Origin of the sequence: Flavobacterium sp. XS2P24 (genome assembly GCF_030010285.1) — a bacterium.
In the GTDB taxonomy this organism is placed as follows: Bacteria; Bacteroidota; Bacteroidia; order Flavobacteriales; family Flavobacteriaceae; genus Flavobacterium; species Flavobacterium algoritolerans.
In genome coordinates this window covers 1-12379 of the sequence record NZ_JASCRU010000010.1, presented here as the reverse complement: position 1 = coordinate 12379, position 12379 = coordinate 1, and the positions used below count along the sequence as shown (strand labels likewise).

The following is a 12379-nucleotide window of genomic DNA, read 5'->3' as shown; positions in this document are numbered from 1 at the left end:
CTTTTTTTTGTACTATTTATTCTTGTCTTTTCTCTTTTTATCTCTGGTTTTTAGCATATTCCTATTGACAGAACCATGTGTTTTTTTCTTGGTTACACCAGGTCCGCCGAGGTTGACTTTTTTGTTCTTTTTACTTTTTTCTTGAAAAGCTCCATCTCCTGCCAGTTTTTGTTTTTTCATCAAAAACTTAATCGGTTGTCTGTCTTTTTCAGGTTCGATTAATTTTGCAGAAACTTCAACTGTTTCCGGGAAAGGCTCGATTGCTAATTCCATATTCATAAGTACTTCGACTTCCACTTTGAATTCTTCTTCACGAGGAGCGATAAGACTTATAGCTGTTCCTGCTGCATCTGCACGGCCGGTTCTACCAATTCTGTGCATGTACAATTCCGGCATTTCTGGCATTTCAAAATTGACAACGTGGGTAATATTTGAAATATCTAAACCTCTTGCCATAATATCAGTAGTAATCAAACCACGAAGATTTCCTTCTTGAAAGGAAGCCATTGTACTCAAACGATAATTTTGTGATTTATTGGAGTGAATTACACCAAACTGACCATCAAAATCTTCTTCGATTCGTTCGTGTAACATATCCGAAATCTTCTTATTATTGACAAAAACCAACACACGACTCATGTCTTCGTTAGATTCTAATAAGTGTTTTAATAGATTTACTTTGGTATTGAAATTGGGAACATTATAAGTAATTTGCTTGATGTTTTCCAATGGAGTTCCTGATGCCGAAAGCGTAACTTCTTCCGGATAATCAAAATAGTCATTCAAAATAGCATCTACGTCATCTGTCATAGTTGCTGAAAAAAGTATGTTTTGACGTTTTTTAGGCATCATGGCCAAAATAGCGGTCAATTGAGTTCGGAAACCTAAATTAAGCATTTCATCAAACTCATCGATTACCAATTTTTGCATTTCTTCAAAACGAATAACATTGTCCAGCGTTAAATCCATGATTCTTCCTGGAGTTCCCACTAGTATGTCGCAACCTTGATAAACAGTTGTTTTTTGAGTATTGATGTTTACCCCTCCAAAAATACCAACGGTACGAACCGACATGTATTTTGTCAATTTTTCTACTTCTTCCACTACTTGTACTACAAGCTCACGTGTAGGAACCAGAATTACTATTTTAGGAGTATGTCCCGGAGTAAATTTATATAATTTTAATAAAGGCAATAGGTATGCAAATGTTTTACCAGTACCGGTTTGTGCAATTCCCATCATATCTCTTCCAGACATTATCACAGAAAAAGTTTTTTCCTGGATGGGAGTTGGAGAAGTAAATCCTAAATCATCTATTGCTTTTTGTACAGATTTAGGGAGATTGAATTGTTCGAAAGTACTCATTTGCTTAAATTTTGTGCAAAGGTACACTAAATTTTAGACTTCATTAGATTCTTATATTTTTAGATTTCAGGTTTTTAAAATTAATTTGAAAATTAAATAGTCAAACTCCTTTAATTTAAAATTTTTCGAAAACACCTAATCCAAATAATGCGAAATCATATTTCACCGGATCATTTGCGTCAAATTCACGAAGTTTTAAATCTAATTCCGCTAAGGCTTTTCCATCATTTTGTTTTCTAGTCAGCAATCCTAGTTTTCGTGCGACGTTACCAGAATGCACATCCAATGGACAGGATAATGAAGCAGGAGAGATAGTTTTCCATATTCCTAAATCGACACCTTTAGTGTCCTGGCGTACCATCCAGCGTAAATACATGTTGATAAGGGTAATTAAGGATGCTTATTTTTAGGCCAAAGACATGAAGCATAATCAGCATTACCAATCCCTAGAGGTAATCTGTCTAAAGAATGTGGTTCAGCATTAAATATTGCTTCTTTTTGAAGTATGAAATTAACCAAAGGAACCGATAATTCTGCCCCAACCGCTTTTCGTATTTTTATCAAAAGCCATCCTACATCAATAATTTGATTAAGCCAAATTGTTGCTTCTTCAATTGTTATTACCAAATGAGGCGGGTCAAAATGCATCATATGGTTTCTTAATTCACGTAAATTATTAACACTTTTTATACAAGATTCTGCCCCCAAGTGATTGCCCGAAATTTTATATATCCATCCAAGTTTATCTTCGAATTTCCTGCCGTGTCTCACGCCAAGTTTTTCAGCATCAAAATTCCAATGTGGCAAAGGATTATATTGTGCCTTAATATATATTTGATGTAGTGTAATCTCAATAAGGGATATAGTATCACTAATTAACCCCCTTAAATCAAAAAACCAGTCATCGGTTAATGCTTCATAAGAATTATCTACTAGTTTAGTTCTAGATTTTACTATTCGATGCAATAATTGAGGCTGTAAGCTAGTATATGTATGTCCCTCTCTAATTAATTTTGGAGTTATAGGATAATCTTCACCATATATTTGTTTTGTATATCCATCAGCAATCGTCAATCCTTCAGGAGCTGTGTGGTCATGAACATGGAAGTTTATTTTACCTTCAAATGTTGAATCAAGCCAAAAACACTTAAAGACAGGTAATTGAAAAGTATCAGCATCAAAGCCTCCCATTTGTCTTATGAACTTGGCAATTTCTAAATAATTTATTGGTTTACTTGTTATATCATTATTTGCAATATCCTTACCATGAATATTATACAACTTTTTATCTTTTCGCCATTGATTGAGAGATAAATTTTTACCAAAAACTTGATTGGTAATTAATAAACTTGCGTCACTCATACTTCCTGTTCGGGGAGTATCTGAAAATATTATATATTGATGGCTGTTTAACATTTAAATAATTTATGACTGAGTGAAATATATGAATTATTATAAATATATCTATAATATTACAATTTAATACATTAAAATCCTTTTTAATTAATTTATACAATTATAAGGGATTTAATATTAAATTTATCAATTATTATAATTTAAACATATGAAATCTCCAGGTGAAGTTGCTGCTATTTACGGATATAATAAACAATATAATGTATTTGCAGTTGAAATTTACAATGCATTACTTAATAATGATTTAGAATGGCTAGAGCTTGCAAGTAACGATGCAGGGAAGTTGGATGATGTATTAATAGGTTCTAAAAAAGATATTAAAGCTTTTCAAGTTAAAGATATTACAGGTAATCTTACTTATCAAAAATTTATAAGTTCTGAAACAGAAAGTATCTTCAAAGGCTGTTATAGGGGATGGGTTAAATTGAAAGTGAAATATCCCGAAAAGAAAATATCAGCTAAATATATTTCTAATGAACAACCATCATCAAACGATAAAATTTTAAAATTTATTGGATTAGAGTCTCCTTCTTTTAAAGAATTTTATCAATTATTTTGGAATAGAATTAAAAATGAAAATCTAGACATAGATACCATTCCTTTAGAATGGAAAGAAGTATTTAACGAATTAAAAACTGAGGCGGATTCAAGGGATGCGGGTTTATTGGAATTTATAAAATCTTTTGATTTTGTTTTGAGTAATGATTATAATGTATATGAAAACATGTTGGGAAACAATAATTCCCAACGATATAGAGATATAGAAAAAATTTCTAAACATATATTTAAAATTGTTGGCACACAGGGAACAACAAAATTTGACAGGAAACAATTTCTCAAAGAATTCGGATTATTATCACGTTATGAAACTCATTTTAAACATTCATTTTTTGTTGATGAAGAACATTATCAACCAATTACAGATACAATTCAAAAGTTAGAATTAGTAATAAATAACACCTCAAAAGGATATATAGCAATAATAGGTAATGCAGGTTCAGGGAAATCGACTTTATTGACAAAGTGGCTAAAAGACCGTAAAGAAAAGGTTTTAAGGTATTACGCTTATGTAAATGAAGAAATGAATGGTGAATATGGTTATCGAGGCGAAGCTGAAATTTTTTTAAAAGACCTTATAATTCAAATTAGAGAACACCAATATTCTTCAGTGGAAAATTTACCCTCAGAGACTTTGCCTGAATTACAAAAACAACTTTCTAGAGAACTCGAAAAGTTTAAACATGAAGGAAGAAAGGTTTTTATAATTGTAGATGGATTAGACCATATTGAACGAGAACAAAACGTAAATAAAAGTTTAATCGATATATTACCTATACCTGACCAAATTCCTGATAATGTCTATTTTATCTTAGGGTCAAGAACCACAAAAAATTTAACAAATTTACCAGAGAGAATAAAAATTGGTTTGGAAGTTGAAGGAAGAACAATTGTTATAAATCCTTTATCTCTGTCACAAATTCAAAACTTATTAGTAACTCATAAAATAAACTTAACTCAAAATCAATTAATCCGCATTTGCAAAAACACTCTTGGACACCCTTTATTCCTTCGATATACTATAGAAGAACTGCAAAACGTATCTAAGGACTTATATAGTAGTTTAATTAATAGTAAAAGCTTTAAGGGGGATATTTATGAAGAGTATAAAATATTTTGGAATAAGAATAAATTAGAAGATAACTTTCTGAACATTCTTGGTGTTATGTCTAGGTTTAGGTATTCTTATGTTGATATAACTTTACTTCCAAAGTTTGTAAATTCTAGAGCAGATTGGAATAAAGTTGAGCAATTATCTGAGCATTTCTTTTTTAAAAAAAATAACATCTGGCAGTTTTTCCACAATAGTTTCAAAGAGTTTTTAAAAGAAGAAACCGCAAAAAGTTATATTACAAATGAATATGATGAAAATATAGATGCTAGTTTTCATATTAAAATTTATGAGGTAATTGCTAATTCTAATGCAGACTATAAATGGAACATTTTATTTCATTTGTTTCATGCTAAAAATTACGATAAGCTACTTTCCATTCCTACACAAGAGTTTTTTCGTGAGCAATGGTTTGATTTTAGAAACCATCAACATATTTATGATGATATTAAACTAACTTCTAAAGCTTCATATATAACCAATTCTCCAAAAAAATTATTCTCTTGTATTTTGGCATATTATGAAATAGGTCAAAGAATTAATAATTTCAATTTGAGTAATTATTATAAAACTTTTCATCAGCTAAATAAAATTGACATTGCTAATTCCTTCATTTTTAATAATACAGAATTATTAGTTTCTAACACTCAAGTTTTAGAATATGGTTTAGAAATTTATAAAAAAGGTAATTATGAATTAGCTTTAGAATTACTTAAAAGAGCAGAACCAATTTATATATTAAATATTACAAAAGAAGTTTCACCCAATCGTTATGATAGAGATGAAATGAATGAAATCGATGAAGTAGAAATAATTAAAAATTGGGCAATATTAGCTAGTTTGTATTATCCCGTAGAAGAGATTTTTGAAAGAATTTCAAAAATTAATATATTTTATGAAAAACATAGAGGAAATGATGAAAGAAACCTTTTAGAGGAAACAATTAATGGAATTACAGATTTTTTGATAGAAATTGAGGATTGGGAAAAATTAAATAGCCATTATAAAACGATTAGTGAAATTCCAGAAATTAATCTCTTTCATTTCTATTTTGATATAGTTTGGGAACTCGATAATAATAATGAATTGTATGATATATGTTTAAATAAACTTACTACATGGGATGATAATAACGATAATCCTATAAACAGAAGACTTGCTCTTGTTGAAGTATTTATTAATAAAAACATTGAGAATGGAAAAAAATGGTTTAAAAAATTAACACATCCGAAAGAAATTACAGTTAATGATTATCATTTATATTCAACTTTAAATTATGTTTATGATTACTCTAGATTATTCTATATTACATCTAAAGATTTTGATATTGATTCCTCTTCTTTGGTTCCAAATGCAAAAAAAGAAATCCTTGTTGGATTTTATTCCGAATTTGCGGAATTAGGAAAGTCAAGTGCTTATATATATTATCGTAATAATGAAGCTTCAAAAGGGTTTGTATTTAGGTTTAAGCAAATCTTAGGATACTTTAATCACTCAGTTTTAGATTTTGATTATGAATACGGTATCCAAGAAAACAAAGCTGATTTAATAAATTTAATCTTAAATATTAGTTCTAAAATTTCTAATGATTTTTTTAATCAAATTTTAATTGAAATTTCTACTGAATGGAAAAAAAAATCTAAATATTGGAAAAAGAAAGATAGACAAGAAGTTATTGAAAATGTCATTAATTCAAAGATAAATTATGAATGGTGCCTAATAGAACTAAGTCTATTAAATAACTGTTTATTTGAATATGGTGATAGGCATTCAAGAATTGAAGACGGTATTAAACAAATAGAATTATGGTCAGCAGTAGGACAAATTGATAAAGGTGAAGAAATTTTAAATAAACTTTTAGAAATTTCTTTGGATATAAATTACGATGATGACCATCAACTAGATTACATTATTGATTGGTTTGTTAAAAAGGATAATATTGATTCTAAAGAAATCGATTTTTTTATGAAATGTCTAGATTCAGTAAAAAATAAGACAAGTAGTGCATCAGAACATATGGCTAAAAAAATATTGAGTCTGTCTTTGAATAAAAATAATGGATTTGAAATTTTTAAACATCTCTTGTTTGAAGGTCTTGTAAATTTTAATGATGGCTTAGAAATTGTACTAATTTATTTTTTTAATGCTTTTCCCAGAAAAAAAGACTTATGGATTAAAATGTTTACAAGAATAATTTTAAATTTTGACAATGATTATTCATATAGGTCACCTTTTTTGAATGAATTATTTGAATCTAAAATTTTACAATCTAATTTAAATCTATTGGTCAATGAAATCAATATTCATTGTGTTTTAGAACATCGCTATTCATATTTGAATTCTATAAGAATTTTTGCTCAGGAAAATCAGTTGGAATTTAATGAAATATTGAATAAAAACGATGATGACGAAAAAAACAGTAATGATTATTCTGAATTGAAACTAAAAAATGGGCTAAAAATTGATAAAGAACAAGCCATAGATAATATGAATTCTTATACTGATATTATTGATTTGCTAATGCAAGAAGATAAAAACAGTTACTTTAAGTGGACAATTCCAATAATAAAAAATATTGAAAGAATAAAAAGCGATGAAATAAAGGAAATCATTAGAAAAAAAGATTTTAGTAGCATAGAATTGGTTGAAATAGCAAAAGCTTTTAATGAAAAGCATAATGATATTGATTTTACAAAAGAACTTGTAAATGAAGCTCTAAAAAAATCATCATCTTCAGGCTGGATTAGACATTACGATGGTGGTAGTAAAATTAAATCTTATGATTTATTAAAAAAAATTGATAATAGTAATAATGAAGTTAGTAGGTTAATTTTTAAAGATTTTGCAGATAATATTGATGTATCTAATTCTGGAATAATAAGTTCTATACACGAAATACTTAGTTTAATAGATGAAGATTTTAATTTTAACGATTATTATAGTAGTATAGAATCATATAAAAATGAATTGCTAAAAACTCATTACGCAGAGTCAGCTAATCCTAAAATTGAAAGCAATGTAGATGATAATGATTTTTTGAATCAAGTAATATTTTTTTTATTAGAATTTCCTACTGGCTTTGATGATATTATATTTGAGATTTTAATTGAAGAATTTGATGACAATAGAAATTTAATTGATACCATTTTAGATTATTTATATACTGAAAATTATAAATACCAGTTCATAAAGTTGTTGTCTGCTATTAGCTTAAAAGACTTAATATTTATAAAAAAGTATGAACCGAGAATTGTTAAATTATTAAACCATTCTCGATTTGACATTCATAGAATTGCAATTAGGATTTTAAAAAGATTGAATATTGATTATAAAAAAATATTTAACTCTAGAACTAAAGAAATTCCACTAACATACAAGTTAGAATTTGAATATAAGCCTGAATTAGTAGTTTCTGAAGAAGAGAAAATTAAAAGGCTTAATAAGACAGGTTATTTAAGGGAGACAAATGACCCAATTGAAATTTGTAATTTGTATAAATCTGAAATTAAAGTTTTATCCAAAGAAACAGGATTTAAAATGATAAATATAGCCACTAGAATAGTGGATTTAGGGAATAAATTTTATAAACAACCAAATTGGTATGAAAATTTGTCTGAAAAGGAAATTAGGGACATTTATGAACATAAATTTGATTTAAAAATTTCATATAAAAGACCCAGATATCAAAAAGTTTGGACAGGACTAATGATGGTTATCAAAGAACTTTGGGAGATTGGTATACTAGACAGAGGGCTTGCAAATTACATATCTACCCATTTTGACGAAAGCACCTATTTTATTAAGCCTCAGAAAAAGCCTTCTTTTATTTCATCAATACTTAAAGAAGACAACTATGCACCATCAGTAAGTGAGAAATGGGTTTATGAATTGTCGAATGATTATCTTAGAGATAATTTAAAATTAATTGAAAGCGGATTTTATATTTTAGCAGAGCATTCTATCATCCAAGGTCAAGGAGATGGATATAATCAAGAAACTAGACAATCATTTATTGATTTTGAAAAGGTTGATTTTGATGGTGATTATATGATTTTTGAAAAAGCTTATGGGGAATTGATTTCAAATTATTTAAATGCTGAAATTGAAGGGTTATGCTTTTTCAACTCAAAATTAACAGTTAATAAAAAAACAAATTGGTTAGCCTTCAATCCTCAAATAGCTTTTTTTATGGGACTTGAATTAAGTGAGGAAGGTATTTTTAGATGGGTTGATAAATATAATAATACAGTAGTTGAATCCATTTTTTGGAAAAATAATGATGATAGAAACCGAAGTAGAAACCTCCATTCAGAATGTGGCTATGGTTGGTACGTTCAAATTACTAAAGAAGGTCTTGCTAAATTAAAAGAGTTAGAATTATATCCTAAATATCACCATCAAAAAATTTCTAGAGATATAACTTTTATTCAAAATAGATATAATACTTACATAGAAAACCGAAATGATGCAACAAATATTTTAGAAATAACTATATAAATATACCGAGATAGAAATGTTTGAATTAAAAAAAGATGAATTAAAAGACTTCCTCAATGCCAAAGTCCTTCAATACAATACCATTGACTTCATTGAGCCAGACCCTATAAGCGTACCTCATCGCTACTCTTTAAAAGAAGACATTGAAATTGCTGGATTTTTAGCTTCAACTATAGCTTGGGGTAATCGTAAAATGATTACTAAAAATGGTCACCGTATGATGGACTTATTAGGTGATTCACCCTATGATTTTGTTATGAGCTATAATGATTATCAATTGGAGAGATTAGATGGTTTTGTGCATAGAACTTTTAACTCGGAGGATTTTAAATACTTCATAAAAGCTTTAAATCATATATATACCAACAAAGGTGGATTACAACAAATTTTTATTGACAACCAAACAGAGACTTCACTTCAACCAGCTATTCATGCTCTAAATGAAGCTTTTTTTGAGATTCCACATCAATCCCGAACTAGAAAACATATAGCAGACCCAAACAAAGGTTCTGTAGCAAAACGGATTAATATGTGCTTGAGGTGGTTCGTAAGAAATGATAATACAGGTGTAGATTTAGGTATTTGGAAAAACATTTCACCATCAAAACTTTCTTGTCCTCTCGATGTACATTCTGGAAATGTAGCAAGGAAATTAGGTCTCTTAAAAAGAAAACAAAATGATGGTAAAGCTTTATTAGAATTAGATACTAATTTAAGAATTCTCGACCCTAATGACCCTGTAAAATATGATTTTGCTCTTTTTGGTTTAGGAATATTTGAAGGATTTTAAATATAGTATTTTTATTTAGGAGTCTCAGTTAATTCAAAATCAAATAGTTCTTTAGGTGACACCTCTAAACCTCTAGCAATTTTAAATATAGTACTGACAGTAGGGTTTGTTTTTGCAGTTTCAATTCTTGCAATCTGTGATAATGTTATATCACATTTGCCAGCTAAGTCTTCTTGTGACATTTTTTTTTCAGAACGTACTTCTTTTAATCGTTTCGCTAACGACTGTAATCCTTCTTCATCAAAGATTAATATTCTGCTTTTTGAATCATTTTTTTTCACTTATCAAAGTGAAGATATTTTAGATTAAATAATTATAGCACTTGTGCTATAATTATATATATTTGTAAAATTATACTCTGAACCTTAAAATCGAAGACCAAACTATGATTATAAAAATGAAAATTACGACTAAAATTATTGTATACATTTCAATATTATTTTTACTGCAATCCTGTATATCCAATTCTAAAAAAGATAACAGTGCTAGTCCATCTGAGAATAACGAAACTAAATTTAATGGAGAAGAAGAACTCGCAAACATCAACAATTATATTGTTGAAAAACATGCCGATAGTGTTTCAAATAACAATTACAAATACTGGCTCAAAGATGGAAGAATAATTAAATTGAATGTTGTCGAGGGAGACGATGAAAATTATAACATAGAAGAAGATTATTATTTTAAAGATAATAATACCGTTTTTGTATATCAAAAAAAAGAATTGAATTTTCCTAATGCAATAGATTATAAGGCATTAATTTATTTTGATGGTTCAAAAACAACAAAAGAAGATTATTGGATTAGTGATGTCAAAACAACAAAAAAAACAATTGAAGACCAATTAAAGAAAATTGGCTTTTCAATTCAAAATGAAATTATTCTTGATATGGATACAAATAAATCTAAAGGATTATTAACACTTTTAGATTTGTCAAATCGATATGGTTTTGATTCACAAACTAGAGAAAAAAACAGTGAGAATGAAAATACAAAGCCATTCGACGAAATTCAATTAACTCTAACAGATGCAACATTAAAAAAAGCTAAAATATATTTAGGCGAACCTGACAAATATGAATATTATTTTGGTCACATTACTAAAGGTTTTGCCATATACTATAATAAAGTTGCTAATCAAGGTGGAAAATCAAAACATTTGATTCTTTTTTTAAGAAAGAACCCAATGGGAACGAATCATGAAAAAAAAATTGAAGAGATTTATAGCATTGAAGATAATGAAAAAGCTTGTTTTGGCATTCATTGTATTTTGATTAAAAATCAAATAATCTACACTAATGTACCTGATTTAATTCAAAATGAAGGTTATCAGCAATTATGATATCTATAATTTCAACTTCCAGTGTAATAAAAAAAACTATTAAAAAAAATGAAACAAATTATTTACATTTTAGCTCTATTTGGTAATTTAAACTGTTATTCCCAAGATAATTCTACAGATACAATTTCAAACAATATCCAACCTGAATTAGACAGAATTGAACTTGCTTTATTGGAAAGAAATACAATAACAGATAGTAGTAAAATTGGTTCATATATTCATTTTTACGAGATTGATAATCATGGTAATGGTAAATGGGTCAATATATATAAAGGACATTGGGCTGATTATTTTGGGAATAGATATTTCGCACAATATTTGAAAAAAAAGGAGATTTTGAACTGGGAAGAGTGGTACGAGAAGTATAAAAAAGGAACTGTTGCTGGAGAGTACTATGAAGATGTGCCTGGTGATTCTAAAATTGTCTTTATTAAGTATAAGGGCGATTTGAAGGAAAATAAACCACATGGAAATTGGATTGCTATTCAAGACGAGATTGGAATAATAGTTAGAGGTAATTTTAATGAGGGAAAACCTGAAGGTGAATGGATTTACTCTAAGAATACTAAATTAAATGATGGTACTGTAAAAGAAATAATTTTTCGAAAAGAGTTTTATCATAATGGAATTCCAGATGGTAAATGGGTATGCTCGGAGAAGGATTTAATAATAGAGGAAAATTTTGTTAATGGTAAGCCAGTAAGTAGTAGAAATGTTTATTATGACCCCAAAAAAAGTATGAATATTTTCACTAAGGGAGATTTAATGATTCAATCAAATTTTTTAGATGGTTATCCTAATGGACAATCTAATTATTATGGATATGTAAACAATAAAAAAATATTAGTTGTTAAAGCTTTATATAAATTGGGCAAACCAATTGAGTTTATACTTAGTGGAGAAGAAAATGATATAGCAAATAATAATTCATTTAAAACTGAATTTATAGAAAACACAAATATAGTTCGTAATCATAAATATAACAATGGCAAACTATTGAAAACTATTGAAATCGATAGGTCAAAAAATGATTTTAGATATATCATGCGTAAGTTCATGCCAGATGATTATTCATTTGGTATGTGGAGGGCATTTATGTTGGATGATGCACGTTAAAAGTTTGGAATTGATTTAATAGATAAGAATAAGATAAAGAGCTTAAACGATTGAATTATATAAATCAATTTGATTGTCCGCAATTACCCATAATTAAATAAAAGGCTTATATTTGATAAAAAAAGAGCGATGAATCTATTCAATTTTACAGCAAATTTTGGGAGTGAAGAGTCTTGTAGACTTC

General features: G+C 28.1%; 7 protein-coding genes and 1 pseudogene. 4 read left to right on the top strand and 4 right to left on the bottom strand.

Annotation, left to right across the window (positions count from 1 at the left end):
- Window positions 1-12: 12 nt before the first annotated feature.
- The 3 genes and pseudogenes from QLS31_RS08780 to QLS31_RS08770 all read right to left on the bottom strand — a co-directional run bounded on the left by QLS31_RS08780 (window position 13) and on the right by QLS31_RS08770 (window position 2781).
- Complete coding sequence (locus QLS31_RS08780; protein ID WP_282743547.1) at window positions 13-1365, bottom strand: DEAD/DEAH box helicase; 1353 nt, start codon at window positions 1363-1365, stop codon at window positions 13-15.
- 115 nt (window positions 1366-1480) lie between these two features.
- Window positions 1481-1747, bottom strand: a pseudogene (locus QLS31_RS08775) (DUF2400 family protein); the annotation flags it as partial.
- A gap of 8 nt (window positions 1748-1755) precedes the next feature.
- On the bottom strand, window positions 1756-2781 hold the full coding sequence (locus tag QLS31_RS08770; protein ID WP_282743545.1) for a hypothetical protein: 1026 nt from the start codon (window positions 2779-2781) through the stop codon (window positions 1756-1758).
- A 148-nt stretch (window positions 2782-2929) separates the two neighbouring features.
- On the opposite strand from QLS31_RS08770, the gene QLS31_RS08765 reads away from it, so the two are divergent.
- Both QLS31_RS08765 and QLS31_RS08760 read left to right on the top strand, forming a co-directional pair.
- Window positions 2930-8947 carry a hypothetical protein gene (locus tag QLS31_RS08765; protein WP_282743543.1) on the top strand — a complete coding sequence of 2006 codons (6018 nt, stop codon included), beginning with the start codon at window positions 2930-2932 and terminating at the stop codon, window positions 8945-8947.
- Window positions 8948-8963: 16 nt separating this feature from the next.
- Complete coding sequence (locus QLS31_RS08760) at window positions 8964-9737, top strand: TIGR02757 family protein (protein WP_282743541.1); 774 nt, start codon at window positions 8964-8966, stop codon at window positions 9735-9737.
- A gap of 11 nt (window positions 9738-9748) precedes the next feature.
- Here QLS31_RS08760 and QLS31_RS08755 read toward each other — a convergent pair whose 3' ends face one another.
- Complete coding sequence (locus tag QLS31_RS08755; protein WP_282743539.1) at window positions 9749-10018, bottom strand: helix-turn-helix transcriptional regulator; 270 nt, start codon at window positions 10016-10018, stop codon at window positions 9749-9751.
- Between the two features lie 116 nt (window positions 10019-10134).
- Here QLS31_RS08755 and QLS31_RS08750 point away from each other — a divergent pair, with 116 nt between their 5' ends.
- Both QLS31_RS08750 and QLS31_RS08745 read left to right on the top strand, forming a co-directional pair.
- On the top strand, window positions 10135-11079 hold the full coding sequence (locus tag QLS31_RS08750) for a hypothetical protein (protein ID WP_282743538.1): 945 nt from the start codon (window positions 10135-10137) through the stop codon (window positions 11077-11079).
- Window positions 11080-11127: 48 nt separating this feature from the next.
- Window positions 11128-12195, top strand: a complete 1068-nt coding sequence (locus tag QLS31_RS08745) for a hypothetical protein (RefSeq protein ID WP_282743537.1) — start codon at window positions 11128-11130, stop codon at window positions 12193-12195.
- The last annotated feature ends 184 nt before the right edge of the window (window positions 12196-12379 follow it).